The 26892-nt window shown below is 72.8% G+C and carries 24 protein-coding genes and 5 tRNA genes; 20 read left to right on the plus strand and 9 right to left on the minus strand.

The annotated features are described in order from the left end of the window. Positions 1 to 50 precede the first annotated feature (50 nt). From ACIRRS_RS32375 to ACIRRS_RS32385, 3 genes are all read right to left on the minus strand, one after another. On the minus strand, positions 51 to 473 hold the full coding sequence (locus tag ACIRRS_RS32375) for a DUF742 domain-containing protein (RefSeq protein ID WP_402978482.1): 423 nt from the start codon (positions 471 to 473) through the stop codon (positions 51 to 53). Positions 474 to 630: 157 nt separating this feature from the next. Then, positions 631 to 1044, minus strand: a complete 414-nt coding sequence (locus ACIRRS_RS32380) for a roadblock/LC7 domain-containing protein (RefSeq protein WP_030248297.1) — start codon at positions 1042 to 1044, stop codon at positions 631 to 633. A 10-nt stretch (positions 1045 to 1054) separates the two neighbouring features. Next, positions 1055 to 4873: a nitrate- and nitrite sensing domain-containing protein gene (locus ACIRRS_RS32385; RefSeq protein ID WP_402978485.1), complete on the minus strand. Its 3819-nt coding sequence runs from the start codon at positions 4871 to 4873 to the stop codon at positions 1055 to 1057. A 638-nt stretch (positions 4874 to 5511) separates the two neighbouring features. On the opposite strand from ACIRRS_RS32385, the gene ACIRRS_RS32390 reads away from it, so the two are divergent. The 8 genes from ACIRRS_RS32390 (at position 5512) to ACIRRS_RS32425 (ending at position 9006) form a co-directional block, all read left to right on the plus strand. After that, the gene (locus ACIRRS_RS32390; RefSeq protein WP_402978488.1) at positions 5512 to 5730 is read left to right on the plus strand and encodes a hypothetical protein; all 219 of its coding nucleotides are present in this window, start codon (positions 5512 to 5514) and stop codon (positions 5728 to 5730) included. Positions 5731 to 5936: 206 nt separating this feature from the next. Next, on the plus strand, positions 5937 to 6737 hold the full coding sequence (locus ACIRRS_RS32395) for a fumarylacetoacetate hydrolase family protein (protein WP_402978491.1): 801 nt from the start codon (positions 5937 to 5939) through the stop codon (positions 6735 to 6737). Beyond that, positions 6730 to 8250, plus strand: a complete 1521-nt coding sequence (gene gltX, locus ACIRRS_RS32400) for a glutamate--tRNA ligase (RefSeq protein ID WP_402978494.1) — start codon at positions 6730 to 6732, stop codon at positions 8248 to 8250. Before ACIRRS_RS32395 ends, gltX begins: the two co-directional genes overlap by 8 nt. Positions 8251 to 8488: 238 nt before the next feature. Further along, a tRNA-Gln gene (locus ACIRRS_RS32405) sits at positions 8489 to 8560 on the plus strand. A gap of 48 nt (positions 8561 to 8608) precedes the next feature. Then, positions 8609 to 8681, plus strand: a tRNA-Glu gene (locus ACIRRS_RS32410). A 27-nt stretch (positions 8682 to 8708) separates the two neighbouring features. Then, a tRNA-Glu gene (locus tag ACIRRS_RS32415) sits at positions 8709 to 8781 on the plus strand. A gap of 26 nt (positions 8782 to 8807) precedes the next feature. After that, positions 8808 to 8880 (plus strand) — tRNA-Glu (locus ACIRRS_RS32420). 51 nt (positions 8881 to 8931) lie between these two features. Further along, positions 8932 to 9006: transfer RNA gene (locus ACIRRS_RS32425), tRNA-Gln, on the plus strand. A 177-nt stretch (positions 9007 to 9183) separates the two neighbouring features. On the opposite strand, the gene ACIRRS_RS32430 is transcribed toward ACIRRS_RS32425, so the two are convergent. Continuing rightward, a complete protein-coding gene (locus tag ACIRRS_RS32430) occupies positions 9184 to 9897 on the minus strand; it encodes an IclR family transcriptional regulator (protein ID WP_030306825.1) in 714 nt (237 codons plus the stop codon). A gap of 232 nt (positions 9898 to 10129) precedes the next feature. On the opposite strand from ACIRRS_RS32430, the gene leuC reads away from it, so the two are divergent. The 4 genes from leuC (at position 10130) to ACIRRS_RS32450 (ending at position 13549) form a co-directional block, all read left to right on the plus strand. Further along, the gene (gene leuC / locus ACIRRS_RS32435; protein WP_402978497.1) at positions 10130 to 11569 is read left to right on the plus strand and encodes a 3-isopropylmalate dehydratase large subunit; all 1440 of its coding nucleotides are present in this window, start codon (positions 10130 to 10132) and stop codon (positions 11567 to 11569) included. A 3-nt stretch (positions 11570 to 11572) separates the two neighbouring features. Next, positions 11573 to 12169: a 3-isopropylmalate dehydratase small subunit gene (gene leuD / locus ACIRRS_RS32440; protein WP_402978500.1), complete on the plus strand. Its 597-nt coding sequence runs from the start codon at positions 11573 to 11575 to the stop codon at positions 12167 to 12169. Positions 12170 to 12351: 182 nt separating this feature from the next. After that, a complete protein-coding gene (locus ACIRRS_RS32445) occupies positions 12352 to 12699 on the plus strand; it encodes a hypothetical protein (protein ID WP_402978503.1) in 348 nt (115 codons plus the stop codon). Positions 12700 to 12832: 133 nt separating this feature from the next. After that, positions 12833 to 13549: an HU family DNA-binding protein gene (locus tag ACIRRS_RS32450; protein WP_402978506.1), complete on the plus strand. Its 717-nt coding sequence runs from the start codon at positions 12833 to 12835 to the stop codon at positions 13547 to 13549. 189 nt (positions 13550 to 13738) lie between these two features. Here ACIRRS_RS32450 and ACIRRS_RS32455 read toward each other — a convergent pair whose 3' ends face one another. Further along, positions 13739 to 13960 carry a hypothetical protein gene (locus ACIRRS_RS32455; RefSeq protein ID WP_402978509.1) on the minus strand — a complete coding sequence of 74 codons (222 nt, stop codon included), beginning with the start codon at positions 13958 to 13960 and terminating at the stop codon, positions 13739 to 13741. 209 nt (positions 13961 to 14169) lie between these two features. Continuing rightward, complete coding sequence (cofC, locus tag ACIRRS_RS32460; protein ID WP_402978512.1) at positions 14170 to 14853, minus strand: 2-phospho-L-lactate guanylyltransferase; 684 nt, start codon at positions 14851 to 14853, stop codon at positions 14170 to 14172. 231 nt (positions 14854 to 15084) lie between these two features. Between cofC and ACIRRS_RS32465 the strand changes: the two genes are divergently transcribed. The 3 genes from ACIRRS_RS32465 (at position 15085) to ACIRRS_RS32475 (ending at position 18139) form a co-directional block, all read left to right on the plus strand. After that, positions 15085 to 15918 (plus strand): lysophospholipid acyltransferase family protein, encoded by an 834-nt coding sequence (locus ACIRRS_RS32465; protein ID WP_402978515.1) that lies wholly within the window; start codon positions 15085 to 15087, stop codon positions 15916 to 15918. Continuing rightward, a complete protein-coding gene (locus ACIRRS_RS32470) occupies positions 15915 to 16916 on the plus strand; it encodes an NAD(P)H-dependent glycerol-3-phosphate dehydrogenase (RefSeq protein WP_402978518.1) in 1002 nt (333 codons plus the stop codon). The genes ACIRRS_RS32465 and ACIRRS_RS32470 overlap by 4 nt, the downstream gene beginning before the upstream one ends. A gap of 77 nt (positions 16917 to 16993) precedes the next feature. After that, entirely contained in the window at positions 16994 to 18139 is a 1146-nt protein-coding gene (locus ACIRRS_RS32475) for a D-alanine--D-alanine ligase family protein (RefSeq protein WP_402978521.1), read from the plus strand. Positions 18140 to 18208: 69 nt separating this feature from the next. Here the strand turns inward: ACIRRS_RS32475 and ACIRRS_RS32480 are convergent, their stop codons facing one another. Both ACIRRS_RS32480 and ACIRRS_RS32485 read right to left on the minus strand, forming a co-directional pair. Further along, on the minus strand, positions 18209 to 18727 hold the full coding sequence (locus ACIRRS_RS32480; protein WP_402978524.1) for a DUF3515 domain-containing protein: 519 nt from the start codon (positions 18725 to 18727) through the stop codon (positions 18209 to 18211). A 20-nt stretch (positions 18728 to 18747) separates the two neighbouring features. Then, positions 18748 to 18981: an Lrp/AsnC family transcriptional regulator gene (locus ACIRRS_RS32485; RefSeq protein ID WP_402978527.1), complete on the minus strand. Its 234-nt coding sequence runs from the start codon at positions 18979 to 18981 to the stop codon at positions 18748 to 18750. A 251-nt stretch (positions 18982 to 19232) separates the two neighbouring features. Here ACIRRS_RS32485 and ACIRRS_RS32490 point away from each other — a divergent pair, with 251 nt between their 5' ends. The 3 genes from ACIRRS_RS32490 to thiD all read left to right on the plus strand — a co-directional run bounded on the left by ACIRRS_RS32490 (position 19233) and on the right by thiD (position 22182). Then, on the plus strand, positions 19233 to 20198 hold the full coding sequence (locus tag ACIRRS_RS32490) for a thiamine-phosphate kinase (RefSeq protein WP_402978530.1): 966 nt from the start codon (positions 19233 to 19235) through the stop codon (positions 20196 to 20198). Between the two features lie 144 nt (positions 20199 to 20342). Further along, positions 20343 to 21368: an ATP-dependent 6-phosphofructokinase gene (locus ACIRRS_RS32495; protein WP_402978533.1), complete on the plus strand. Its 1026-nt coding sequence runs from the start codon at positions 20343 to 20345 to the stop codon at positions 21366 to 21368. Between the two features lie 19 nt (positions 21369 to 21387). Then, entirely contained in the window at positions 21388 to 22182 is a 795-nt protein-coding gene (gene thiD / locus ACIRRS_RS32500) for a bifunctional hydroxymethylpyrimidine kinase/phosphomethylpyrimidine kinase (protein ID WP_402978535.1), read from the plus strand. Between the two features lie 158 nt (positions 22183 to 22340). On the opposite strand, the gene rpmB is transcribed toward thiD, so the two are convergent. Next, a complete protein-coding gene (gene rpmB / locus ACIRRS_RS32505) occupies positions 22341 to 22526 on the minus strand; it encodes a 50S ribosomal protein L28 (protein WP_014138233.1) in 186 nt (61 codons plus the stop codon). 302 nt (positions 22527 to 22828) lie between these two features. Between rpmB and ACIRRS_RS32510 the strand changes: the two genes are divergently transcribed. Further along, complete coding sequence (locus ACIRRS_RS32510) at positions 22829 to 24463, plus strand: DAK2 domain-containing protein (RefSeq protein WP_402978538.1); 1635 nt, start codon at positions 22829 to 22831, stop codon at positions 24461 to 24463. A 174-nt stretch (positions 24464 to 24637) separates the two neighbouring features. Further along, positions 24638 to 26869: an ATP-dependent DNA helicase RecG gene (recG, locus tag ACIRRS_RS32515; protein WP_402978541.1), complete on the plus strand. Its 2232-nt coding sequence runs from the start codon at positions 24638 to 24640 to the stop codon at positions 26867 to 26869. The last annotated feature ends 23 nt before the right edge of the window (positions 26870 to 26892 follow it).

The following is a 26892-nucleotide window of genomic DNA, read 5'->3' on the forward strand; positions in this document are numbered from 1 at the left end:
CCGCGACGACGATCTTCGCGGATGTGGTGGCGCGGGTGGGTGCGGCCGCGTTAGAGCTTGCGAAGTCCACTGAGGACCCTTTCGAGCAGCGTGACATCGGGCGTTCCGCCCGACTCGCCCGCGGCGGCGGGCTGGTGGATGGCGACGAGACCGGCCTCGGCCAGGTCGGCGACGAGGATGCGGGCCACACCGAGCGGCACGCCGGCCAGGGCGGAGATCTCCGCGATGGACTTGACCTCACGGCAGAGGCTCACGATCCGGGCGTGCTCGGGCAGCAGCCCGCCCGTCCGCTCGGCCGAGCCGACGGTCGAGATCAGGGCCTCGATGGCGAGCTGGTACCGGGGCCGGGTGCGGCCACCGGTCATCGCGTACGGGCGGACCAGCGGCTGCTGCTCGTAGCCGTCGGACTGCCCGCCGTAGCCGCTGCCGTACCCGTTGCCGTACGGGCCGCCGGGTGTCGAGGGCGGGGTCATGGGTCCTCCTTGTGCTGCAGCCTGGGGCAGCCGGTTCCAGCTGGGGCGATGCCAGCTGAGGCGGGATCAGCTGCCTGAGGGTAGCTGAGGGTGAGGCGCCGGGTCCGGTCGGGTCGGACCCGGTGACGGTGGAGCTGGATGGTGCGGCCGCGCCGGCCTAGTGCAGGAGACTGCCCTGGAGTTCTGCGCGGAGTGCGGGGGTGAGGACGGCTCCTGCGCGGTCGACGAGCAGGGCCATTTCGTAGCCGACGAGGCCGATGTCGGAGTCGGGGGCGGCGAGGACGGCGAGGGCGGAGCCGTCGCTGACGGCCATGAGGAAGAGGAACCCTCGTTCCATCTCGACGACGGTCTGGTTGACCTCGCCTCCCTCGAAGATCCGGCTGGCGCCGGAGGTGAGGGAGGTGAGGCCGGAGGCGACGGCGGCGAGCTGGTCGGCGCGGTCCCGGGGGAAGCCCTCGGACATGCACAGCAGGAGGCCGTCCGCGGAGACCACCACGGTGTGGGACACCCCGGGGGTGTTGTCCACGAAATTGGTGATCAGCCAGTTCAGGTTCTGTGCGGCCTGGCTCATCTGAGTCAACTCAACGCTCCTGGTGATCTGCGCCGTTGCCGTCGCTCCGGCCACCGAAACTATCGAATCCGCCCTGCTGGGAGCCAGGCTGGGAGCCGGGCTGCCCGGAGGACTGCTCGGCCCCGGCCCGGCGGCCCTGCTGGATGCCGCGGCGCAGGTTGGTCAGGCGGCCGCGCACCTCCTCGGGGGCGCGGGAGACCTGCGGGCCGGTCAGCGGAGCGGCCTCGGCGGTGCCGGAGACCAGGTTGGCCTGCGGCGTGCGCCGGGGGAGGCCCGACAGGGTGACACCGCTGGTCGAGGGCTCGCGGACCTGCTCCGCGCGCCGCCAGCGCTCGTCGTTGGCGGACGGACGCCAGGGGGCGTCGTCGGGGCCCTGCTGACCGCCCTGCGGCTGACCGCCCTGGGGCTGGCCCTGCTGCGGTTGGCCCTGCTGCGGTTGGCCCTGCTGGGGGGCCTGCTGCTGGAACTCCTGCGGGGCGACGGGCTGCTGGGGCCGCTGGGGCCGCTGCTGCTGGGCCTGCGGCTCCGGCTGGAACTCCGGGGAGGAGGTGCCGGGGCGGCGCGGCTGGTACGGGCGGGGCCGCGCCTGCTGCGGTCCCTGCTGCTGCCAGGGCTGCTCGCCGGCGCCCTCGGAGGGCCCGGTGGGCAGCGCCATCGGCTCCTGACGGAACTGCTGCTGCGGGGCGGGCTGCTGGACCTGCTCCGGGCGCACCGGCTCCGGACGGCCCGGGTTCGGGACGTTCGGCAGCACCGGCTCCACCAGGCCGAGGCCCAGCGGGTCGCGCGGGTCGATCTGGCTGGCCTCGAAGCGGGGACGGGCGAACTGCTGGGTGCTCTCCACCGGCGACGGCTCGGCCGACGGCAGCGGCTGGGCCTGCTGCTGCGGCGGCAGCTGGGGCTGGCGGTCGCGCTGCGGCGCGTCCGGGCCCGGGCGCTGCGGCCGGCGCTGGCCCTGCGGCCCCTGGGGGCCCCGCTGGCCGGGGCGCGCGCCGGGGCCCTGCTGGTTCGGGCCCTGCTGGTTCGGGCCCTGCTGGTTCGGAGCCTGCTGGTTCGGACCCTGGGCGCCGGGACGGCGCTGCGGCAGGCCCTCCTGAGGACGCTCGCCCGGGCGGGCACCCTGCTGCGGAGCGCCGGGGCGGCCGTGCTGCGGCTGCTCGCCGGTGCGCGGGCCCTGGCCGGGCTGCTGCGGACCGCCCTGCTGGGGGCCGCCCGGCTGGCCGCCGCGACGGGGCAGGCCGTTCGGGCCGGCCTGCGGCTGACCCTGCTGGGGGGACTGCGGGGAGGACTGCTGCGGCGGGCCCTGGCGGCCGGGGCCGCGCTGCGGCATCGGCCGGCCCTGCGGCGGACGGCCCTGGCCCGGCTGCGGCTGGCCCGTACGGCCCGGGGCCTGCTGGCCCGGACCCTGCTGGCCCTGCGGCGAGGGGTTCGAGGGGTTCGAGGGGGTCTCACGCAGCGACTGGCCGACCTGCCGGGTCGGCAGACCGCCGGGGCGGCCGCCGGGAGCACCCGGACCACCCGGGGCGCCCGGACCGGCCGGGGGCATCGGGGCCATCGGAGCCGTGGGACCGGCCGGGCCCGCCGGAGCGGAGGGCCCGCCCTGGCCGAGCTGCGGACGCCCGCCCTGCGGCGCACCGCCCGCGGGCGCCTGCGCCAGCGCGGCCGGGCCGCCCTGGCCGGGCGCCATCTGGCGCTGCTGGCGCGGCGTCGGGGCGATCCCGCGCTGCTGCTGCTTGGCCTGGGCGCCGCCCGGGCGGCCGGGGCCGCGGCGCTCGGCGGAGTTGGTGACGTCCACCGGGAGCATGACGAGCGCGGTGGTGCCGCCGGAGTCGCTGGGGCGCAGCTGGATGCGGATGCCGTGTCGCAGGGACAGGCGGCCGACCACGAAGAGGCCCATGCGGCGGGAGACGGAGACGTCCACCGTCGGCGGGTTGGCCAGGCGCTCGTTGATCTCGGCGAGGTCGTCGGGGCTCAGGCCGATGCCGGTGTCGTGGATCTCGACGAGCACCCGGCCGTCCGGCAGCGCGTGGCCGGTGACGCGGACGCGGGTCTGCGGGCTGGAGAACGAGGTGGCGTTCTCGAGCAGCTCGGCGAGCAGGTGGACGAGGTCGTTGACGACGCGGCCGGCGACCTCGGCGGAGGGCACCGAGGCGAGCTCGATGCGCTCGTACTGCTCCACCTCGGAGGCGGCGGCGCGGAGCACGTCGACCAGCGGGACGGGCCTGGTCCAGCGGCGGCCCGGGTCCTCACCGGCGAGGACGAGGAGGTTTTCGCCGTTGCGGCGCATGCGGGTCGCGAGGTGGTCCAGCTTGAAGAGGTTGGCCAGCTGGTCCGGGTCCGCCTCGCGGCTCTCGAGCTCGGAGATGAGCGACAGCTGGCGCTGGATGAGGCCCTGGCTGCGGCGCGAGAGGTTGGTGAACATCGCGTTGATGTTGCCTCGCAGGAGGGCCTGCTCGGCGGCGAGGCGGACGGCCTCGCTGTGCACCATGTCGAAGGCGTGGGCCACGTGGCCGATCTCGTCGGTGGAGTCGACGGCCACGGGTTCGACGGTGGTGTCCACGTCGTGCGGGTCGCTCTCGGAGAGCGTCTTGACGAGCTCGGGCAGCCGCCGCTCGGCGACGTCCTCGGCCGCGGCCTGCAGACGGGTCAGCGCGCGCACCATCGAGCGGGCGATCAGACCGGCGCCGCCGAGGGCGACGAGCAGCACGAGGGCGACGGCGGCGGCGATGATCAGCGCGTCGGTGTCGGCCTGGGCCTGGAGGTCCTGGGCCTTGCCGTCGAGGTTCTCGAGGAGCTTGGACTCGATCCGGCGCTCGGCGGTGATCTTGGCGCTGGCCTTCTCGTACCACTCCTTGTACGTCACCGGGTCGGTCTGGTGGATGCCGTTGACCTGGAGGATCGAGCGCGCGTAGCGGTCGGCGTCGGCGACGACGTTGTTGTAGCTGAGCTGCCCGCGCAGGTTGTCGAGGTCGTGCGCGGTGTAGATGTTGTTGAACCCGATGAGCGCGTTGTCGTAGGACGTGCGCAGGCGGATGCCGAAGGACTCGTCGCTCGCGCTGAGGTCCGGGCCCTTGGGGTTGGCGAGCGCGGCGCTGACGAGGGCGCGCTGCTGCGAGGTGACGTTCTTGGCGAGGGAGAACTGCTGGAGCGCGCGGGTCGCGACGACCAGGTCCTTGTTGTTGGACGCGAGCGCGATGTCCTGGGTGAGGGACAGCAGGTCTCGGATGATCACGTCGTACGCGGTGATCGTGGACTGGATGTTCTGGTTGTTCTGGTACGGAGTGTTGCGCGCTTCGGAGATGGAGTTCAGGTCCCTGCGGATCTGGAACAACAGGGCCTTTCCACCGGAGAGTTCGAGGTTCTCGAACTTGTCGGAGGAGGCGGTGAAGGCGCGGTTCAGGTCGTCGGTGGCCTTGCGGGCCGTGACGATGTCGTCGTCCAGCGGGGCGCTCGGGTCGCGGGTGATCGGGCCGGCGCTGATGTCGCGTTCGGTCTGCAGGGCGTCCGCGAGGTTGGTCGCCTTCTTGGCCAGGTCGGAGAGGTTGGCCATCTGGGCGAGTTGCTGCGAGTTCTCCATCGAGGTCTGGATGCGCAGGCCACCGAGGACCAGCGAGACCAGGACGGGGAGCGCGAGCAGCGCGATCAGTCGGGTCCGGATGCGCCAGTTGCGCATCGCGAGCCGGTTGATGCCGGTGGCGCGGCGCCTGGTCAGGGTCGAGCGGAGCTTGTCGCGGGTGCGCTCGCGGCCCTCGCCCTCCGGCTTGCCGGGCGCCTCGGGCGCGGTCGGTTCGGCCGGGCCTGTGGGGGCCGCCGCCTGCTGAGGGGGAGCCATGGGCTCGTGCGACTCCGGGTTGCCCGCGGCGCCCCTACCCCTTGTGAAACGTCCCTGCACTGGCGTCGCAACCTCTGGACCGGGCGTCCCGCCGCGTCGCCACGGCCTGGACGGTGTCGAGTTTCCATCCGCATCCCGGCCGGTCCGGGCGTGCGGGTCACCGGGGTGGACTTCTCCCTACCCACGGTCCGTGGCATTCCAGCACAGCCGGGGAATCCCAACAAGGGCCGCCGGGCGTCTCCGCGCGGCGCTACCGACCGCGTGCGCCGTTTCACTGACTGTGCGGTAACCGGACCGGAATACCGCCTTTTTCGGACACTCGCCGGATGCATGCCAAGCGGGCGGGAGATCGAAAAGATTCATAGACCTGCCCTGATGTCCGAAAAGCGAGGATTGCCGGGAAATTCCGAAGCGGCGATATGTCGGAAACCAGGCTTTTGCGCATGAATTTGTGAGCAAACTCACAGAGTAATGTGTAGCTTTGGTCACGGTCTCTGTGGAATGAGATCTCGTACCCTGGCTGTCTCCGGTGCACGGCCCCGAACAGCCTGCCCGGAACCCCTCCGAACCAATCGGAACCACTCAGACCGGAGTCGATCCGCGCGATCGGCCCGGCCGCGACCACCGAGGTGCACTCGATGTCCCTGGCGAAGAAGGCCACCACGTCCACGCTGTCCTGCCGTTCGACGGCGAACCCGCGCCGGACGACGCTGGCCTCGGTCGAGGACTTCAGCAGGATCCCGGGCGCCCGCAAGCCCGAAGAGGCCGTGGTGTACGCGACGGAGCTGCCCGCCAGCACCGCCAACCCGCGCCGTACCCAGCTGATGGTCGCTCCCGTGGTCATCCCCCTGGACTGACCCGCCCAGCGCCGTCCGAGGGCGCCGTCGCCGAAGCCCGGCGACGGCGCCCTCGGGCGTGCCCGGAGCAGGGGCTGAGCGGTCGGCCCGGGCCCGGCGCGATAGCCTGGGCGACGATTGACGGGGCCGCGCCCACCTCGGGCGGGGCGCCCACCAGCGCCCGGGAGCGCTCCGGGCGGCCGAACGACACGAGGGGTGTCCCAGCCGTGCGCATTGCCAGGTTCTCCGTTCGGGAGGGAAGTCCTGCCGCCGGCAGCGTCTCCTTCGGCGTGGTGGAGGGGGACCCCTCCCAGCCCGAGTCGCTGGTCGTCCACGCGCTGGCGGGCCACCCGTTCGGCCAACCCCAGCCCACCGGTGAGAGCTACCGCTTCCAGGACGTCCGGCTGCTGAGCCCGATGCTCCCCAACAAGATCGTGGCGGTCGGCCGCAACTACGCGGCGCACGCGGCGGAGCTGGGCAACGACGTCCCCGACGTCCCGCTCACCTTCTTCAAGCCCTCCACCTCGGTGATCGGCCCGACCGAGAGCATCGCGTACCCGCCGTTCTCCTCGGACGTCCAGTTCGAGGGCGAACTCGCCGTGGTGATCGGGCGGATGTGCCGCGAGGTGCCGCTGGAGCGCGTGCCCGAGGTCGTCCTCGGCTACACCTGCGCCAACGACGTCACCGCCCGGGACGTCCAGAAGCGCGAGGGCCAGTGGGCCCGGGCGAAGGGCTTCGACACCGCCTGTCCGCTGGGCCCGTGGATCGAGACCGACGTCGACCCGGCCGACCTCGCCCTCACCACCACCGTCAACGGCGAGCTGCGCCAGAGCGGCCGCACCTCGCAGATGGTCCGCTCGGTGGCCGAGCTGATCGTCCACATCTCCGAGGCCATGACGCTGCTGCCCGGCGACGTCATCCTCACCGGCACGCCCGAAGGGGTGGGCCCGCTCAACGTCGGCGACGAGGTCGCCGTCTCCATCGAAGGCATCGGCACTCTCACCAACAAGGTGATCAAGCGTGGCTAGTGAAATCAGCGGCTCCGCCGCGGCGAACCCGGACGTCCGGGTCCGCTTCTGTCCCTCCCCGACCGGCAACCCCCACGTGGGGATGGTCCGTACGGCCCTCTTCAACTGGGCCTACGCCCGCCACACCGGCGGCAAGCTGGTCTTCCGGATCGAGGACACCGACTCCGCCCGCGACTCCGAGGAGTCGTACCACCAGCTGCTCGACGCCATGAGCTGGCTCGGCCTGGACTGGGACGAGGGCCCGGAGGTCGGCGGCCCGCACGCGCCGTACCGCCAGTCGCAGCGGATGGACATCTACGCCGACGTCGCGAAGCGCCTGCACGAGGCCGGCCACGCCTACCACTGCTACTGCAGCACCGAGGAGCTGGACGCCCGCCGCGAGGCCGCCCGCGCGGCCGGCAAGCCCTCCGGCTACGACGGCCACTGCCGCGACCTGACCGAGGACCAGGTCGCGGTCTACAAGCTGGAGGGGCGCGAGCCCATCCTGCGCTTCCGGATGCCCGACCGGACGATCTCCTTCGACGACCTGGTCCGCGGCACGCTCACCTTCGAGCCGGAGAACGTGCCGGACTACGGCATCGTCCGCGCCAACGGCGCCCCGCTGTACACCCTGGTCAACCCGGTGGACGACGCCCTGATGGGCATCACCCACGTGCTGCGCGGCGAGGACCTGCTGTCCTCCACCCCGCGGCAGGTCGCGCTGTACGCGGCGCTGGCGGAGATCGGCGTCGGCGAGGGCACCACCCCGCGCTTCGGCCACCTGCCGTACGTGATGGGCGAGGGCAACAAGAAGCTCTCCAAGCGCGACCCGCAGGCCTCGCTCAACATGTACCGCGAGCTGGGCTTCATCCGCGAGGGACTGCTCAACTACCTGTCCCTGCTGGGCTGGTCGCTCGCCGAGGACCGCGACCTGTTCGACATGGACGAGCTGGTCGCCGCCTTCGACATCGCCAAGGTCAACTCCAACCCGGCGCGCTTCGACCTGAAGAAGTGCGAGGCGATCAACGCCGAGCACGTGCGCCGGCTGGCCCCGGAGGACTTCGTCCGGCGCCTGGTGCCGTTCCTCCAGGCCCCCGGCCTGCTGCCGGCCGAGCCCACCGCCGAGCAGCTCGACCTGCTCGCCAAGGCGGCGCCGCTCACCCAGGAGCGGATGGTCGTGCTGAGCGAGATCGTCAACATGGCCGGCTTCCTGTTCGTCGCGCCCGAGGACTTCGCCGTCGACGCCGACGACGCGGCCAAGGCCCTGACGGCGGACTCCCGTCCCGTCCTGGAGGCCAGCGTCAAGGCGCTGGAGGAGCTCGGGGACTTCACCCCGGAGCCGATCCAGGCCGCGCTGCGCGAGGCGCTGGTGGACGGGCTGGGCATCAAGCCCAAGTTCGCCTTCACGCCGCTGCGGGTGGCCGTCACCGGCCGCCGGGTCTCCCCGCCGCTGTTCGAGTCGATGGAGCTGCTCGGCCGCCCCGAGACGCTGCGTCGCCTGCGCTCCGCCCTGGACGCCCTCCCGGCTGCCTGAACGGTCGCCCGAACGCCCCGCGGGCCCGGCCTGGTGCCGGGCCCGCGGCGTACCCGGAGGTCATCCGCCGGCCTCCCGGCCGCTGCCTGGGGTTATCGATTTTGGAGCCAGGGCAGACGTCGGGTAATGTTCTTTCTGCGCCGCCCGGGAGGGAACGGACGAGGGAACGAAAGCCCCTCGGAAGGGACCGAGCGAGGGGCGCAACGCCTGAGACGGGCCCGCAGGGGTTCAACTCTGGTGGGGTATGGTGTAATTGGCAGCACGAGTGATTCTGGTTCATTTAGTCTAGGTTCGAGTCCTGGTACCCCAGCGCAGTACGATCGATGACGGTAGTACGGCAGTAACAACTGAAGATCAAGCCCCCGTTGTGTAGCGGCCTAGCACGCTGCCCTCTCACGGCAGTAGCGCCGGTTCGAATCCGGTCGGGGGTACTGATCCCGCAAGGGATCGCCTGGAAAGCCCCCGTTGTGTAGCGGCCTAGCACGCTGCCCTCTCACGGCAGTAGCGCCGGTTCGAATCCGGTCGGGGGTACTGGTTCCGCGAGGAACCGCCAGGAAGCCCCCGTTGTGTAGCGGCCTAGCACGCTGCCCTCTCACGGCAGTAGCGCCGGTTCGAATCCGGTCGGGGGTACGCCAGAGCACGAAGCCGATGGGCAAAGCCCCGTCGGCCCTTGCTTTGTGTTGGGGTATGGTGTAATTGGCAGCACGAGTGATTCTGGTTCATTTAGTCTAGGTTCGAGTCCTGGTACCCCAGCCAGAAATTGGAAAGGCCCCGCGAGGGGCCTTTTTGCTTTTCCCGCGCGTTCCAGTGCCCTTCCCGCGCCCTTCCCGCGCCCTTCCCGTACGAACTCCGGACGAGGCCCCGCTCGCATCCGAGCGGGGCCTCGTCCGTGGGGGAGACGTTCGTGGGGGCGGGTGGGGGAGAGTGCGCCGCTCAGCTGCGGCGCAGGGCCTCGGTCAGCCGGTTCGCGGCCTCGATGATGGCCTGGGCGTGCAGCCGGCCCGGGTGGCGGGTCAGGCGCTCGATCGGGCCGGAGACGGAGACGGCGGCCACCACCCTGTTGGAGGGGCCGCGCACGGGCGCGGAGACGGACGCGACGCCCGGCTCCCGCTCGCCGATCGACTGGGCCCAGCCGCGCCGCCGTACGCCGCTGAGCGCGGTGGCGGTGAACCGGGCGCCCTGGAGGCCGCGGTGGAGCCGCTCGGGCTCCTCCCAGGCCAGCAGGACCTGGGCGGCCGAGCCGGCCTTCATCGGCAGGGTGCTGCCGACCGGGACGGTGTCCCGCAGGCCGGAGAGCCGCTCGGCGGCGGCTACGCAGATCCGCATCTCGCCCTGCCGGCGGTAGAGCTGTGCGCTCTCGCCGGTGACGTCGCGCAGGTGGGTCAGGACCGGGCCCGCGGTGGCGAGCAGCCGGTCCTCGCCCGCCGCGGCGGAGAGTTCGGACAGGCGGGGGCCGAGGATGAAGCGCCCCTGCATGTCCCTGGTGACCAGACGGTGGTGTTCGAGTGCGACGGCGAGTCTGTGGGCGGTGGGGCGCGCCAGACCGGTGGCGGCGACCAGCCCCGCCAGTGTGGCGGGGCCCGACTCCAGTGCGCTCAGCACCAGAGCGGCCTTGTCGAGAACGCCGACGCCGCTAGAGTTGTCCATGCGCTAAGACTGCAGTCTCAGTCCGCGAGACGCAAGTTCAATCTTCCGGGAAAAGCGCCACTCTGGATGCAGCAGCCCGGGAGACATCCAGGATGGGGCCTCGTCAGAGTGTCCGCATCGTGGACAGCGATCCGGCGTGCAGGTCGCGCGAACGCGCCCCGCGCGGGGCGGCTCACGCTATGACCCCGACGACAAGAGAAGGCCGGCAACGCGGCCGGCTGGAGGGAATCCGATGGGACGGACACTCGCTGAGAAGGTCTGGGACGACCACGTCGTACGGCGCGCGGAGGGCGAGCCCGACCTCCTCTACATCGACCTGCACCTGCTCCACGAGGTCACCAGCCCCCAGGCGTTCGACGGGCTGCGCCTGGCCGGCCGTCCGGTGCGCCGCACCGACCTGACCATCGCCACCGAGGACCACAACACCCCCACCCTCGACATCGACAAGCCGATCGCCGACCCGGTCTCCAGGCTCCAGTTGGAGACCCTGCGGCGCAACGCCGCCGAGTTCGGCGTGCGCATCCACTCCCTCGGCGACGTCGAGCAGGGCGTGGTGCACGTGGTCGGCCCGCAGCTGGGCCTGACCCAGCCCGGCATGACCGTGGTCTGCGGCGACTCCCACACCTCCACCCACGGCGCCTTCGGCGCACTGGCGTTCGGCATCGGCACCAGCCAGGTCGAGCACGTGCTGGCCACGCAGACCCTGCCGCTGGCGCCGTTCAGGACCATGGCGATCACCGTCGAGGGCGATCTGCCCGAGGGCGTCACCGCCAAGGACCTGATCCTCGCCGTCATCACGAAGATCGGCACCGGCGGCGGCCAGGGCTACGTCCTGGAGTACCGCGGCTCGGCGATCCGCAGCCTCTCCATGGAGGCCCGGATGACGGTCTGCAACATGTCCATCGAGGCGGGCGCCCGGGCCGGCATGATCGCCCCGGACGAGACCACCTTCGCCTACCTCCAGGGCCGCCCGCACGCCCCCGAGGGCGAGGACTGGGACGCCGCCGTCGCGTACTGGAAGACCCTCGCCACCGACGAGGACGCCGTCTTCGACCACGAGATCTTCATCGACGCGAGCGAGCTGACCCCCTTCGTCACCTGGGGCACCAACCCCGGCCAGGGCGCCCCGCTCGGCGCCGACGTCCCGAACCCCGAGGACTTCGCCGACCCGCAGGAGCGCCTGGCCGCCGAGAACGCCCTGGCGTACATGGGCCTGACGGCCGGGACCCCGCTGCGCGAGGTCTCCGTGGACGCGGTGTTCGTCGGCTCCTGCACCAACGGCCGGATCGAGGACCTCCGGGCCGCCGCCGCCGTCATCGAGGGCCGCAAGGTCGCCGAGGGCGTGCGGATGCTGGTCGTCCCCGGCTCCGTGCGCGTGGCGCTGCAGGCCGTGGAGGAGGGCCTGGACAAGGTGTTCACCGCCGCCGGGGCCGAATGGCGCCACGCGGGCTGCTCGATGTGCCTGGGCATGAACCCCGACCAGCTCGCCCCCGGCGAGCGCTGCGCCTCCACCTCGAACCGCAACTTCGAGGGCCGGCAGGGCAAGGGCGGCCGCACCCACCTGGTCTCCCCGCAGGTCGCCGCCGCGACGGCCGTCCTGGGGCGCCTCGCGGCCCCCGCGGACCTGACCGCCGACACCCTCTCTTCGAACCAGCACAGCGTGGAGGCCTGAGCCATGGAGAAGTTCACCACCCACACCGGCCGGGCCGTCCCGCTGCGCCGCAGCAACGTCGACACCGACCAGATCATCCCCGCCCACTGGCTCAAGAAGGTCACCCGATCCGGTTTCGAAGGCGGTCTGTTCGAAGCCTGGCGCAAGGACGAGTCGTTCATCCTCAACCGCCCCGAGCGGCAGGGCGCCACCGTCCTGGTCGCCGGCCCCGAGTTCGGCACCGGCTCCTCCCGGGAGCACGCCGTCTGGGCGCTGCAGAACTACGGCTTCCACGCGGTGATCTCCTCGCGCTTCGCCGACATCTTCCGGGGCAACTCCCTCAAGAACGGTCTGCTGACCGTCGTCCTGCCCCAGGAGACCGTGGAATCACTCTGGTCGCTCACCGAGAGTGACCCTTCGGCCGAGATCACCGTTGATCTGGAGAGCCGCGAAGTCCGGGCCGAAGGCGTCGTCGCGCCCTTCGAACTGGACGACAACCTCCGGTGGCGGCTGCTCAACGGCCTGGACGACATCGGCATCACACTGTCGAACGAGACCGACATCGCCGCGTTCGAGGCGCGCCGCCCGGCGTTCAAGCCCCGTACGCAGCACGCCGCCTGAGTTCCAGTCAGAACAAGCATTCTGACGATCCGCCGGATGGCCCGCGCTCCCCCTCGGGGGGGCCGGGCCATCCGGCGTTCCGGAGTACGAGTTAGCGCCCGCCCCTCCCCGGATTGCCCATTCGGCTTTGCGGAAGAGGGCCCCGCGCAAGTACAACTGCGGGTAGATGGCACAATCAGTACATGCACCGGCGCCATGAACCTCCGTACGCGGGCGGCGAACCCGCGTCCGAGGAGTCCATGGGCCGGCGATCCGAACGGCGAATTGACGATCGGCCGGACGCAACCTCCGCGCCAGCTGAGGGACCGGACGACCAGGAAGTCGCGGCGCTCCACGCGCTCGTGGCCGAGCGGTTGAAGCAAGCTCACGCCCGCGTGCATGCGCTGAACGTGTCTGCCGATGCAAAGACCGCTCTCACCCGTCAACTGCTGATCGTCTCCGAGACCGCCAAGCGCGATCTTCCGGAGGCGGCAAGGCGGTTGAGTCGCTTTGTACATGACCTCGACGAGGGGCACCCGCCGCTCGACTGAGGTCGCCGACGCGCAAATCCATTGCGACACTAGGGTGATTCGCGCGTTTGGTAATTGAAAGTCCGCAGATACATACCTAACGTGCGAAAAGAACGGATGGAATCATCCGGCGCCCGTTTCCGAAGGGGAAGACGTGAACAAGGCTCAGCTTGTCGAAGCGGTGGCCGAGCAGCTGGGCGGTCGCAAGGCTGCCGCAGAGGCCGTCGACGCAGTGCTCGACACCATGGTGCGTGCCGTCGTGGCGGGTGACCGGGTTTCGGTCACCGGGTTCGGCACCTTCGAGAAGGTGGAGCGCTCCGCGCGCTTCGCCCGCAACCCCCAGACCGGCGAGCGGGTCAAGGTCAAGAAGACCGCCGTCCCGCGCTTCCGTCCGGGCCAGGGCTTCAAGGACCTGGTCAGCGGCAGCAAGAAGCTGCCGAAGGAAGGCCCCTCGGTGAAGAAGGCCCCCAAGGGTTCCCTCACCCCGGGCAAGACCGGCGTCGCCGCCACCCCGGCCGCCAAGCGTGCCGCCACCAAGCGCGCCGCCGCCGCTGCCGCCGCCCCGGCCGCGACCAAGAAGGCCGCCGCGAAGAAGGCGACCACCACGGCCGCCGCCAAGAAGACCACGGCCACGGCGACCAAGAAGACGGCCGCCGCCGCGAAGAAGGCGACCACCACGGCCGCCGCCAAGAAGACCACGGCCACGGCGACCAAGAAGACGGCCGCCGCCGCCAAGAAGGCGACCACCACCGCCGCCGCCAAGAAGACCACGGCCACCGCCAAGAAGGCGACCGCCACGGCCAAGAAGACGGCTCCGGCGAAGAAGACCGCCACCCGCAAGACCACCGCGCGCAAGACCTCTGCGAAGTAAGTCCCGCGCGGCTGTCCTCGGACGGCCTTCGGCTCGAAGAGCCGCGGCGCCCCCTTCCGCGAAAAGCGGAGACCGGGCGTCGCGGCTCTTTCGATTTCCGGGCGCTTAGTCAGGATTACGCGGCGTACACATGCCCGGGGCAATTGCCGCGTTCCCGGCGCCGACGGCTCCGGAGAGCGAGAAAAGGGGTCAGCCCTCGGCGGGGTCGGGGAACGTCTGGAGCGTCAGGAAGACCACCCGGCGGTCCGGGCCCTCGCCCTCGGTGCGGATGCGCACCCGCTGGCCGGGGCGCAGCAGCCGCAGGCCGCCGGCGTCGAAGGCGGCGGCGTCGAAGGGCACCGGGGTCCCGTCGTCGAGCAGCACGGAGCCTGCCCGGGTGGCGGGGTCGAAGGTGAACGAGGTGGCCTGCATGCCAGCAGCATAGCGAGCGGGCTACGGGCGTCCGCTGGTCAGGAGCGCCGGAGGCGGGCGGGTGCAGGGGCGGGCGGGCGCCGCCCGGGGCCGTTCCCGTGCGGCCGGGCGCAGGAGAGCGAACGGGCACGCGTCCCTGCCCGCGCGGACGGTTCGGGGCGGGCGGACGGGGCACGCGGGCGTGCCCGGGGCGGCGGGTCAGCGGCCGGTCAGGGGCGGGGAAGCCGGGCGAAGAGGGGGCGGGTGTGGGGGCCGAGGCCGAGGGTGGCCGCCTCGCCGAGGTCGGCGCCCGTGTCGACGTCCCGGCGGACCGACTCCACGTCGGCCAAACGGAGTTCGAGCGCGCCGCCGGCCGTGTGCCGGGCCCGGGAGCCGTCCCCGAAGGCGGGGGAGAGCGGGTGCCCGGGGGTGCAGGCGAGCAGGGTGGTGCCGAGGCCGGGGGAGTCGGGCAGGAAGGCCCGGCCGTCGGGCGGCACCGCGCCCAGCACCCGGGCGAGTTCGGCCGGGCGCAGCGCCGGGAGGTCGGCCGAGAGGACGGCCAGCGGCGCGTGCGGGGCGAGCGCCCGGGCGGCCGCCGCGCCGTGCGAGAGCGCGGTGTTGAGGCCGCCGCCGGGCTCGTCCGCGACCACCGCCGCGCCGAGTTCGGCCAGCCGCGCACCGGCCTCGGCGTCCGTGGTGACGACCAGGACGCGGTCCACGCCCGGGGTCGCGAGCGCGGCGCCGACGGTGTCCAGGGCGAACGAGAGGGCCAGGCCCGCGCGGTGGGTCCCGGCGTACGGGGCGAGTCTGCTCTTGGCCGTCGACAGCGGCTTGAGCGGCAGCACCAACGACCATCCGGCGGTGGGTGCGACGGGCGCGACGTGCTCGCTGGGGCGTACGGTGTCCTGGGTCATCGGCGTCATTGTGACGCCGGGCCCGGAGCCCTCGCCAGGCCGTCCGAGCTGTGCGGACGTGCGTTTGATCACGCCCGCCACGCGGGTTGGCGCGGCCGCTCGACAGCCGGTGAGGGGGCGGGCGACACTGTTCCGCACCCGTGACGTGGGCACCGGCCGCGCCGGTGCACGGCGCCGGGAGGCTACGACCGCGGCACCCCACGTGCCGCATGTGATGAGAAGGAGCCTGGGGTGGCCCGCCGCTCGTACGCCAAGTTCGGCAACGCCGACTACGGCATCTGGTACCGCTTCGCGGCCGTGCTGGTGAAGCCGGTGACGACCGCCTTGGTGAAGCCCGACTGGCGCGGCTGGGAGAACCTTCCGAAGGAAGGCGGCTTCATCGCCGCGGTGAACCACAATTCGATCATCGACCCGGTGATCTACGCGCACTGGCAGTACAACAGCGGGCGTCCGCCGCGCATTCTCGCGAAGTCCTCGCTGTTCTCGATCCCGTTCATCGGATTCATGCTCCGCAAGACCGGACAGATCCCGGTGTTCCGCGAGTCCACCGACGCCGCGGCGGCCTTCCGGGCCGCGATCGAGGCCGTGGACGGCGGGCAGTGCGTGCAGTTCTACCCGGAGGGCACCCTCACCCGGGACCCCGACCTGTGGCCGATGACCGGCAAGAGCGGGGTCGCCCGGGTCGCGCTGATGACCGGCGCGCCCGTCATCCCCGTCGCGCACTGGGGCGCGCACGAGATCATCCCGCCGTACGGCCGTTCCGGCTTCGGCAAGGGCAAGTTCAACCTCTTCCCCCGGCACAGGGTCGTCGTCTCGGCCGGGCCCCCGGTGGACCTGAGCAGGTACCAGGGCCAGGAGCTCACCGCGCAGGTGCTGAACGACGCCACCGAGGACATCATGACGGCCATCACCGAGGTGCTCGCCGGGATCCGCGGCGAGGAGCCGCCCGCCGAGCGCTTCGACATGCGCAGGGCCGCCCGGCAGCGGGCCGCCGCCGCGCTCGCCGAACGACGCCGCGCCAAGGGCGGCAAGCCCGCCGGTACCGATGGGGAGGCCGCCCGATGACCCGCTGCGCCGTGATGGGGACCGGTTCCTGGGGCACCGCGTTCGCGATGGTGCTCGCCGACGCCGGCAGCGAGGTGGTGCTCTGGGCCCGCCGCCAGGAGCTGGCCGACGCCGTCAACACCACGCACGAGAACCCGGACTACCTGCCGGGCGTGAGGCTGCCCGACTCGGTGCGGGCGACCACCGACCCGGCCGAGGCGCTGGCCGGCGCCGACTTCGCCGTGCTGGTGGTGCCCTCGCAGACGCTGCGCGACAACCTGGCCGCCTGGGCGCCGCTGATCGAGCCGCAGACCGTGCTGGTGAGCCTGATGAAGGGCATCGAACTCGGCACCGCCAAGCGGATGAGCGAGGTGATCGACGAGGTCGCCAAGGTCGGCCCCGGGCGGGTCGCGGTGGTCAGCGGGCCCAACCTGGCCAAGGAGATCGCCAACCGGCAGCCCGCCGCCTCCGTCGTCGCCTGTGCGGACGAGGCGGTGGCCAAGCGGCTCCAGGCGGCCTGCCACACGCCGTACTTCCGCCCGTACACCAACACCGACGTGGTGGGCTGCGAGCTCGGCGGCGCCGTCAAGAACGTGATCGGCCTGGCGGTCGGCATGGCCGCGGGCATGGGGCTCGGCGACAACACCAAGGCGACGCTGATCACCCGGGGGCTGGCCGAGACCACCCGCCTCGGCGAGGTGCTGGGCGCGGACCCGCACACCTTCGCCGGGCTCGCCGGGATGGGCGACCTGGTGGCCACCTGCTCCTCGCCGCTGTCGCGCAACAACACCTTCGGGATGAACCTCGGCCGGGGCATGTCGCTGGCCGAGACCATCGCGGCCACCCGGCAGACGGCGGAGGGCGTCAAGTCCTGCGAGTCGGTGCTGGACCTCGCCCGGCGCAACGGCGTCGACATGCCGATCGTGGAGGCCGTGGTGGACGTGGTGCACAACGGGCGGCCCACCCAGGAGGCGCTGCGGGCGCTGATGTCGCGCTCGGCGAAGGCGGAGCGGCGCTGAACCGCCGCGGTGACGGGGACTTTCCGGAACGGCGATGACTTTCGTCAAACCCGTCGCACGGTAGTCTCAAACCCGATATGAGCATCGAACAGACCTCCCCGACCCCGTCCGCCCGCAAGCCGCGCGTCGCGCTGGTCTTCGGCGGGCGCAGCTCCGAGCACGGCGTTTCGGTGGTCACCGCCGGCAGTGTGCTCAAGGCGATCGACCGCGACACGTACGAGGTGCTCCCGATCGGGATCACCCCCGAGGGCCGCTGGGCGCTGGTCAGCGACGAGCCGGCCCGGATGGCCATCACCGAGGGCCGGATGCCGGACGTCCAGGGCGTCGCCGAGGCGGTGGACGGGCAGGTCGTGCTGCCGTCCGCGCCCGGCGACCGCGAGGTCGTCCTCAGCGAGCCGGGCAGCGCGCCCAAGGCGCTCGGCGAGGTCGACGTGGTGTTCCCGCTGCTGCACGGCCCCTGGGGCGAGGACGGCACCCTCCAGGGCCTGTTGGAGCTCTCCGGCGTTCCGTACGTCGGCAACGGCGTGCTGGCCAGTGCGGCCGGCATGGACAAGGAGTTCGCCAAGCGCATCCTGGCCTCGCACGGCCTGGGCGTCGGCCACTACACGATCGTGCGCCCGCGCGACTGGGAGACCGAGGCGGGCCGCGCGTCGGTGCGCGAGCGGGCCGCCGCGCTGGGGCTGCCGCTGTTCGTCAAGCCCTGTCGGGCCGGGTCCAGCATCGGCATCACCAAGGTCAAGGACCTGGCCGACCTGGACGCCGCGATCGAGGAGGCCCGCCGGCACGACCCGAAGCTGATCATCGAGGCCGGGGTGTCCGGGCGCGAGATCGAGTGCGGGGTGCTGGAGTTCGAGGACGGCCCGCGGGCGAGCGTGCCGGCCGAGGTGCTGGTCGGCGAGGGCTTCGACTTCTACGACTTCGAGGCCAAGTACATCGACTCCTCCGAGGTGAGGATCCCGGCGGCGCTGACCGCCGAGGAGACCGCCGAGATCCAGCGGCAGGCGGTGGCCGCGTTCGAGGCCTTCGGCTGCGAGGGCCTGGCCCGGGTGGACTTCTTCCTGCTGGAGGACGGCTCCTGGATGATCAACGAGATCAACACCATGCCCGGCTTCACCCCGATCTCGGCGTACCCGAAGATGTGGGAGGCCAGCGGGGTCTCGTACCCGGAGCTGATCGACCGGCTGCTCGGGACGGCGCTGCGGCGCTCGACGGGGCTGCGCTAGCCGTACGGACGTGGAAGGGGGCGGGCCCTCGGGCCCGCCCCCTTCCGTACGTAGGCCCGGCCGGCCGTGTCAGCCGGGGATGTTGGCCTTGACCAGCGGGGTGAGCGCCGCGGCCGGGTCCAGCGGGCTGCTGTAGACGCCGGGCGGGGAGATCACCTCGACGTAGGCGCGGCGCATGGTCGCGACCAGGCGGTAGCTGCCGTCCGACCGCTTCTGCGACCACCAGGTGAGGTCGTCGACGGTGGGCGAGAGGTCCGCGGCGTGCGGGCCGTTCAGCTCCTCCGGGCGCTCGATGCCGCAGCGCACGACCGTCCGGGGCGAGCTGCCCCAGGCGGCCACGTACGGCGAGGCGGGCGAGGTCTCCACCCGCGGGTGCCCGAGCAGCTCCTGCGGGAGCGCGGCGGCCAGCGCCTTGCAGTACCCGGCCGCCCGGTCGGCGGGGTGCGGCACGTCGACCTCGGCGGCCGAGGAGCTCCAACTGCCGATCAGCACCACGGTCGTGCAGGTCAGCGCGACCGGCAGCGCCAGCCAGCGCACCGGCGCGGGAAGAGCGGTCAGTGCCTTGGGGATGCGGAGTTCTCGGGCCACCCGCCGATGGTAGCCGGGCCCTACAGGTGCACCACCGGACAGGTGAGGGTGCGGGTGATGCCCTCCACCTTCTGGACGGTGGCGACGACCATGCGGCCCAGGTCGTCGACGGTGTCGGCCTCGGCCTTGACGATCACGTCGTAGGGGCCGGTGACGTCCTCGGCGGTGATGATGCCGGGGATCTTTCCGATCGTCTCGGCCACGGCGGTGGCCTTGCCGACCTCGGTCTGGATCAGGATGTATGCCTGTACCACGGGTGCCTCCCGGCGGCCGGTTGCGGGAATCGACGCGGTGTACGCCCGGCTGGCATCGGGGTGGGAACGGGCTCACCGGCAGTCCGATCACCACGCTACCCCGCGGCGGGCGCGGGAGGGGAGACCTCGGGGTCCGTCTTCGCGGCGCACCGCGGGCCCGGGAAGGGCGTACGCTGCGCGCGGGGGAGCGCGACGGGGGCCGGAGCAGTGTCAGTGAGAAAACGCGTGACGAGAACGCGAGAGGACGGCAGATGCAGGGGACCGTGGGCGAGCTGGGCGAGTTCGGGCTCATCAGGGAGCTGACCGCCCGGGTACCGCTCACCGACGTGGTCGACCTCGGCCCGGGTGACGACGCCGCGGTGGTGAAGGCCCCGGACGGCCGGGTGGTGGCCACCACCGACGTCCTGATCGAGAACCGGCACTTCCGCCGGGACTGGTCCACCGCCTACGACGTGGGCCGCAAGGCCGCCGCGCAGAACCTCGCCGACGTGGCCGCGATGGGCGCGGTGCCGACCGCGATCCTGCTCGGCCTCGTCGCCCCCGCCGACCTGCCGACCACCTGGGCCACCGAACTGATGGACGGGCTGCGCGACGAGTGCCAGGTCGCCGGGGCGACGGTGGTCGGCGGCGACGTGGTGCGCGGCGACACCGTCACGCTGGCCATCACGGCGCTCGGGGACCTCCAGGGGCGCGCGGCCGTGACGCGCTCCGGCGCGCAGGTCGGCGACGTGATCGCGGTGTGCGGCTGGCTCGGCTGGTCCGCGGCCGGACTCACCGTGCTGCAGCGCGGGTTCCGCTCGCCGCGCGCCTTCGTCGAGGCGCACCGCCGGCCCGAGCCGCCGTACCACGCGGGCCCGGCCGGGGCCGAGTTGGGCGCGACCTCGATGATCGACGTGAGCGACGGGCTGGTCGCCGACCTCGGCCACGTGGCCAGGGCCAGCGCGGTGGACATCGACCTCAGGGCCGCCGACTTCGACGTCCCGGCGCAGATGGCCGACATCGGGCAGGCGGTCGGGGTGGACCCGCTGGTGTGGGTGCTCTCCGGCGGGGAGGACCACGCGATCGTGGCGACCTTCCCGCGCGGGGTCCAACTCCCGTCCCGCTGGCGGGTGGTGGGCGAGGTGACCGGCCGTCCGACCGGTTCGCGCAGCGGCCGGGTGACGGTGGACGGCGCGCCCTGGGACCGCGTCGGCGGCTGGGACCACTTCGCGGAGTGACGCGCACCGCGCTGGCGGCGCGTGACGCCCCGCGCGTGCACGGGACGGGCTTCGGGGGCACGGTTTGCGTAGGCTTGCGCCATCCGAGCCCGCCCGCCGTCCGGCGCGGGTGGTCCGAACCCCTGCGAGCGGAGCTCACCAGACATGCGCATCGGTGTCCTGACCAGCGGCGGCGACTGCCCCGGCCTCAACGCCGTCATCCGGTCGGTGGTGCACCGGGGGACGGACGTCCACGGCGACGAGATCGTCGGCATCGAGGACGGCTTCCTCGGCCTGATCGAGGGCCGCACCCGGCCCGTCTCGCACGACGACGTCACCGGCCTGCTCACCCTCGGCGGCACCATTCTCGGCTCGGCCCGGGTGCAGCGCGACCGGATCGCCTGGGCGGTGGAGAACGCGAAGACCCTCGCCCGGGAGATCGGCATCGACGCGCTGATCGCCATCGGCGGGGAGGGCACGCTGACGGCCGCCAAGCTGTTCAGCGACGCCGGACTGCCCGTGGTCGGGGTGCCCAAGACCATCGACAACGACATCGACGCCACCGACGTCACCTTCGGCTTCGACACCGCGGTGCACGTCGCCACCGAGGCGATCGACCGGCTCAAGACCACCGCCGAGTCCCACCAGCGCGTCATGGTCGTGGAGTTGATGGGCCGTCACACCGGCTGGATCACCCTCACCGCGGGCATGGCCGGCGGCGCGCACGGCATCCTCATCCCCGAGAAGCCCTTCGACATCGAGGCGGTGGCCCGGATAATCGAGGACCGCTTCGCGCGCGGCAAGAAGTTCGCCATCATCGCCGTCGCCGAGGGCGCCTCCCCGGTGCCCGGCACCATGCGCTTCGACCACGGCGAGGTCGACCAGTACGGGCACCGCACCTTCGGCGGGATCGGCAACCGGCTCGCCCACGAGCTGGAGAACCTGCTCGGCAAGGAGGCCCGGCCGGTCATCCTCGGCCACGTCCAGCGCGGCGGCACCCCCACCGCCCGGGACCGGGTGCTCGCCACCCGCTTCGGCTGGCACGCCGTGGAGGCCGTCCACCAGGGCGCGTTCGGGCACTTCACCGCGCTGCGGCGGGGCGCCGTCGAGCTGCTGCCGATCGGCGCCGCCGTGACCAGGCTCAAGACCGTCCCCGAGGACCGCTGGGCGGAGTCCGAGGCCGTCCTGTAGCGCCGGTAGGTTGGGGCGCATGACTGCTGCTCCCCCTCGCGTGCTGACCGTCGCCGGCTCCGACTCCGGCGGCGGCGCCGGCATCCAGGCCGACCTCAAGGCGATGCTCGCCCTCGGCGTCCACGGCATGAGCGTGATCACCGCCGTCACCGCGCAGAACTCGCTCGGCGTCCAGGGCTACTGGGAACTGCCGGCCGAAGCCGTCCGGGCGCAGTTCCGCAGCGTGGTGGACGACATCGGGGTGCAGGCCGTGAAGACCGGCATGCTCGCCTCGATCGAACTCGTCGAGACGGTCTCGGAGCTGCTCACCGGGCTGGACGCCCCGGTCGTGGTCGACCCCGTCGGCGTCTCCAAGCACGGCGACGCGCTGCTGGCCGCCGAGGCGGTGGCCACCGTACGGGAGAGGCTGCTGCCGGTCGCCACCCTGGCCACGCCCAACCTGCACGAGGTGACGCAACTCACCGGGCGCACCGTCGAGGGCGAGGGGCAGATGCTGGACGCCGCCAAGGCGCTGCTGGACCTCGGGCCGCGCTGGGTGCTGGTCAAGGGCGGGCACCTGGAGGGCGAGGCCGCCGACCTGCTGTACGGCGGCCCGGGGGAGGAGCACTGGTACCGGGCGCCGCGCTACGACAACCGGCACACCCACGGCACCGGCTGCACCCTGGCCTCCTCGATCGCGGCCGGGCTGGCCAAGGGCGAGACGCTGCCCGAGGCCGTCGGCTCGGCCAAGGAGTACATCACCGGGGCGATCGCCGGGGGCTTCGCGCTGGGCGCCGGGATCGGGCCGGTGGACCACGCCTGGCGCTGGCGCTGAGGGCAGCCGGGACCTGCCGGAAAACCGATGGCGGGCGGGCACCCCTGAGGATGCCCGCCCGCCATCGGTCACGGTCGGTCGGCGTCGCCGGAAACAGTGAAGCCGGCCCATCCGAGGATGAACCGGCTCACTGGAGGACCGGCATGCCGGTCTGCGCGTCAGCGCGAGACCTTACCGGCCTTGATGCACGAGGTGCAGACGTTGAGCCGCTTCGGCGTGCGCCCAATCACAGCGCGCACCGTCTGAATGTTGGGGTTCCAACGACGGGGGGTGCGGCGGTGAGAGTGGGAGATGCTGTTGCCGAAGCCCGGCCCCTTGCCGCAGACGTCGCAGTTGGCAGCCACAGGAGTCACTCCAAGACTTCAGATCAGATACTTACGAAAACCCCGTTTACCCACCGGAGCACTCGCGTGAACCAGACCGGACAAGGGGGTGAGCCTGGACGGTTCCAGGCAACCGGAAGAGCATACAACGCTTGCTTCCGTCCCACGAAACTACCACGACCGGCCGAGTGATCGCCCCGGTCGCCGGTCGGGACGGCCCTCTCCGGGCCCCGATAACCTGCCGGTACCACCCCTCGCCGCCGTTCCTGTTGGTGCCGTCGCCCCGCAGGCCCCCGCGGCGTCCCACCCGGAGGAGAGACTCGGTGCTGCACACGCTCGACGCCCCGGCCGTGCGCACCTGGTGCCAGCTCGCCCTGCGCGCGCTCGGCCAGGCGCGCGAGGAGATCGACGCGCTCAACGTCTATCCCGTCCCGGACGGCGACACCGGCACCAACCTCTACCTGACCGTCGAGTCCGCCGCCGCCGAGGTGGAGAGCCGCTTCGCCGACCCCGCCGCCGGCCCGGCCCCCGGGCTGGCCGACGCCGCCCGGGCGATGGCCCGCGGCGCGCTCATCGGCGCCCGGGGCAACTCCGGGGTGATCCTCGCCCAGTGGCTGCGCGGCACCGCCGAGACGCTCGCCGAGGGCGGCGGCGCCGAGCAGCTGCGCGCCGCGCTGCAGCGGGCCGCCGACTCCGCGTACCAGGCCGTCGCGGAGCCCGTCGAGGGCACCCTGCTGACCGTCGCCCGGGTCGCCGCCCGCGAGGCCGTACGGGCCGGGGACGGGCTGTCGCAGGTCGCCGACACCGCCTACCGGGCCGCCCGGGACGCGCTGCGGCACACCCCCGAGCAACTGGCCGTCCTCGCCGAGAACGGGGTCGTGGACGCCGGCGGGCGCGGCCTGGTCGCCGTCCTCGGCGCGCTCGCGGACGCCGTCGCCGGGCATCAGCCGATGGGGCCGGTCGCCCTGCGCGGGGGTGTCCGGGCCGTGGAGGGCTGCGAGCGGCACACCCGGCCGCCCGGCCCCGGCCACCCCGCCTTCGAGGTCATCTACCTGCTGGACGCCCCCGACGACGCCCTGCCCGCGCTGCGGGAGCGGCTCGGGGAGCTCGGCGACTCCCTGGTGATCGGCGGCGGGGACGGCCTCTGGAACGTCCACGTCCACGTGGACGACGCGGGCGCCGCCGTGGAGGCCGGCGTCGGCGCCGGGCGGCCGCACCAGATCCGGATCACCCACTTCGCCGAGGCCGCCGCCAGGGCCGGCGCCGCCGGGGCCGAGCCGGGCGAGCGCGAGGAGCGGGCCCGCGCGGTGCTCTCCGTCGTCTCCGGCGAGGGCCTGGCCGAACTGTGCGAGCAGGCCGGCGCCGTCGTCCTGCACGCCGACCCGGACCGCGCCCCGGCCAGCGCCGAGCTCGCCGACGCCGTACGCCGCTCGGCCGCCCGCGAGGTCGTGCTGCTGCTCAACGACCCCGAGCTGCGCGCCGCCGCCGGGGCCGCCGCCGACCAGCTGCGCGAGGAGGGCGTGCGCATCGCCGTCCTGCCCACCCGCTCGCCCGTGCAGGGGCTCGCCGCGCTCGCCGTGCACGAGGGCGGGCGGCGCTTCGACGAGGACGTCGTCGCCATGACCTCCGCCGCCGGGGCCACCCGCTACGCCGAACTGGCCGTCGCCGAGGGGGAGTCCTGGACGATGGCCGGGGTCTGCCAGGCGGGGGACGTGCTCGGGCTGATCGACGGGGACGTCGCGGTGATCGGCGCAGGGCTGCCGGAGGTCGGCGAGAGCGTGCTGGACCGGATGCTCGGTGCGGGCGGCGAACTCGTCACCCTCGTCCTCGGCGAGGGCGCCGACCGGTCGCTCGCCGACCGGCTCGTCGCCCACGTCCGCCAGCAGCGGCCGGAGGTGGACGCGGTGGTCTTCCACGGCGGGCAGGAGTCGGCGCCGCTGCTCATCGGGGTGGAGTAGGCCGCCCCGAGCCGAAGGGGCGCGCCGGTGTCGAAAGGGAGAAGCGAGGGAGCGAGGGAGCGACGGAGGAGCGAGGGAGCGCCGACCGTCGGCACCGGGTCAGGAGCGCCCCGGAGGCGAGCGGGCGAGTAGCAGCCTTCGCTTGTCGGTGCCGTGGTGTAAACAGGGGCGTTGATGGGCGCTCTCGATGAACCACTGACCAAGCTCGTCGGCGACCGCACCGCGAAGGTGCTCGCCGACAGCCTCAAGCTGCGCACGGTCGGGGACCTGCTGCACCACTACCCGCGCCGCTACGTCGAGCGCGGCCAGCTCACCAGCCTGGACGAGCTGGAGATCGACGAGCACGTCACGGTGCTGGCCCGGATCGAGAAGGTCACCCTGATCCCCTTCCGGGGCCGCAAGGGGGACCGCCTGGAGGTCGTCGTCACCGACGGCCGCAGCCGGCTCTCGCTGGTCTTCTTCAACCAGGGCTGGCGGCAGAAGGACCTCAAGGCCGGCGCCCAGGGCCTGTTCGCGGGCAAGGTCGGCGTCTTCAACCGCACCCGGCAGCTGGTCTCGCCCGACTACCAGCTCCTCGACGAGGACGCCGGGTCGGAGGCCGCCAAGCAGTTCGCCGGCCGGCTCATCCCGGTGTACGGCGCCAGCGCCCAGATGCCCAGCTGGAAGATCTCGCTCTGCGTCGACATGGCCCTGGACTCGCTGGAGAAGACCGGCTGGGAGGGCGTCGGCGAACCGCTGCCCGCGGACCTGCGCGAGCGCCACGAGCTGATCCCGCTGCCCGAGGCGCTGGAGCTGATCCACCGCCCCCGCGGCCAGGCCGACCGGGAGCGCGCCCAGAGCCGGCTGCGCTGGGACGAGGCGTTCGTCCTCCAGGTCGCCCTGGCCCAGCGCCGGGCCGCCGACTCCGCCCTGCCCGCCAAGCCCCGCAAGGCCCGCGAGGGCGGCCTGCTGGACGCCTTCGACGCCCGGCTGCCCTTCACCCTCACCGAGGGCCAGGAGAAGGTGTCCGCCGAGATCGCCGCCGACCTCGCCACCGAACACCCCATGCACCGCCTCCTCCAGGGCGAGGTCGGCTCCGGCAAGACCCTGGTGGCGCTGCGGGCCATGCTCGCCGTGGTGGACGCGGGCGGGCAGGCCGTGCTGCTCGCGCCCACCGAGGTGCTGGCGCAGCAGCACCACCGCTCGATCGTCGAGATGATGGGCGACCTCGCCGAGGGCGGGCTGCTCGGCGGCTCCGACCTCGGCACCCGGGTCGTGCTGCTCACCGGTTCGATGGGCACCGCGGCCCGCCGCCAGGCCATGCTGGACATGGTCTGCGGGGACGCTGGGATCGCGATCGGCACCCATGCCCTGATCGAGGACAAGGTGCGGTTCCAGGACCTCGGCCTGGTCGTGGTCGACGAGCAGCACCGCTTCGGCGTCGAGCAGCGGGACGCGCTGCGCGCCAAGGGCGAGCAGCCGCCGCACCTGCTGGTCATGACGGCCACCCCGATCCCGCGCACCGTCGCGATGACGGTCTTCGGGGATCTGGAGACCTCCGTCCTCGACCAGCTGCCGGCCGGCCGCTCGCCGATCTCCACCCACGTCGTCCCCGCGCAGGAGAAGCCCAACTTCCTCGTCCGCGCCTGGGAGCGGGTGCGCGAGGAGGTCGGCAAGGGCCACCAGGCGTACGTGGTCTGCCCCCGCATCGGGGACGAGGAACCCGCCGCGGACGGCCCGAAGAAGAAGCGCAAGGCCCCCGAGGACGCCTTCGAGGAGGTCGCCGACGCGGGCGCCGCCAGCGACGAACGCAGGCCCCCGCTCTCGGTGGTGGAGACGGCCGAGATGCTGACCAAGGGCCCGCTGAGCGGCCTGCGGGTGGAGATCCTGCACGGCAGGCTCGCCCCCGAGGCCAAGGACGAGGTCATGCGCCGCTTCTCCGCCGGGGAGGTGGACGTGCTGGTCGCCACCACCGTCATCGAGGTCGGCGTCAACGTCCCCAACTCCACCGCGATGGTCATCATGGACGCCGACCGCTTCGGCGTCTCCCAACTCCACCAGCTGCGCGGCCGGGTGGGCCGCGGCAGCGCCCCCGGGCTGTGCCTGCTGGTGAGCGACATGCCCGCCGCCAGCGCCGCCCGGGCCCGGCTGGACGCGGTGGCGGGGACGCTGGACGGCTTCGAGCTGTCCCGGATCGACCTCGAACAGCGCCGCGAGGGCGACGTGCTGGGCCAGGCGCAGTCCGGCGTGAAGTCCTCGCTCAAGGTGCTCTCCGTCCTGGAGGACGAGGAGGTCATCCTCACCGCCCGCACGGAGGCCACCCGGCTCGTCGCCGAGGACGCGGAACTCGCCGCCCACCCGGACCTGCGCACCGCGCTGGCCGCCCTGCTCGACGAGGACCGCGCCGCCTACATGGAGAAGGGCTGAGCGGCCGTCCGGCCAGGGCCGAT

It is taken from the genome of Kitasatospora sp. NPDC101183, assembly GCF_044767945.1.
GTDB lineage: Bacteria > Actinomycetota > Actinomycetes > Streptomycetales > Streptomycetaceae > Kitasatospora.

Excerpts from the sequence above, each read along its gene's own strand:
- ACIRRS_RS32375 (WP_402978482.1), bottom strand. The coding sequence starts at position 473 with ATGACCCCGCCCTCGACACCCGGCGGCCCGTACGGCAACGGGTACGGC.
- ACIRRS_RS32380 (WP_030248297.1), bottom strand. The coding sequence starts at position 1,044 with ATGAGCCAGGCCGCACAGAACCTGAACTGGCTGATCACCAATTTCGTG.
- ACIRRS_RS32385 (WP_402978485.1), bottom strand. The coding sequence starts at position 4,873 with ATGGCTCCCCCTCAGCAGGCGGCGGCCCCCACAGGCCCGGCCGAACCG.
- ACIRRS_RS32390 (WP_402978488.1), top strand. The coding sequence starts at position 5,512 with ATGTCCCTGGCGAAGAAGGCCACCACGTCCACGCTGTCCTGCCGTTCG.
- ACIRRS_RS32430 (WP_030306825.1), bottom strand. The coding sequence starts at position 9,897 with ATGGACAACTCTAGCGGCGTCGGCGTTCTCGACAAGGCCGCTCTGGTG.
- leuC (WP_402978497.1), top strand. The coding sequence starts at position 10,130 with ATGGGACGGACACTCGCTGAGAAGGTCTGGGACGACCACGTCGTACGG.
- leuD (WP_402978500.1), top strand. The coding sequence starts at position 11,573 with ATGGAGAAGTTCACCACCCACACCGGCCGGGCCGTCCCGCTGCGCCGC.
- ACIRRS_RS32445 (WP_402978503.1), top strand. The coding sequence starts at position 12,352 with ATGCACCGGCGCCATGAACCTCCGTACGCGGGCGGCGAACCCGCGTCC.
- ACIRRS_RS32455 (WP_402978509.1), bottom strand. The coding sequence starts at position 13,960 with ATGCAGGCCACCTCGTTCACCTTCGACCCCGCCACCCGGGCAGGCTCC.
- cofC (WP_402978512.1), bottom strand. The coding sequence starts at position 14,853 with ATGACCCAGGACACCGTACGCCCCAGCGAGCACGTCGCGCCCGTCGCA.
- ACIRRS_RS32470 (WP_402978518.1), top strand. The coding sequence starts at position 15,915 with ATGACCCGCTGCGCCGTGATGGGGACCGGTTCCTGGGGCACCGCGTTC.
- ACIRRS_RS32475 (WP_402978521.1), top strand. The coding sequence starts at position 16,994 with ATGAGCATCGAACAGACCTCCCCGACCCCGTCCGCCCGCAAGCCGCGC.
- ACIRRS_RS32490 (WP_402978530.1), top strand. The coding sequence starts at position 19,233 with ATGCAGGGGACCGTGGGCGAGCTGGGCGAGTTCGGGCTCATCAGGGAG.
- ACIRRS_RS32495 (WP_402978533.1), top strand. The coding sequence starts at position 20,343 with ATGCGCATCGGTGTCCTGACCAGCGGCGGCGACTGCCCCGGCCTCAAC.
- thiD (WP_402978535.1), top strand. The coding sequence starts at position 21,388 with ATGACTGCTGCTCCCCCTCGCGTGCTGACCGTCGCCGGCTCCGACTCC.
- recG (WP_402978541.1), top strand. The coding sequence starts at position 24,638 with ATGGGCGCTCTCGATGAACCACTGACCAAGCTCGTCGGCGACCGCACC.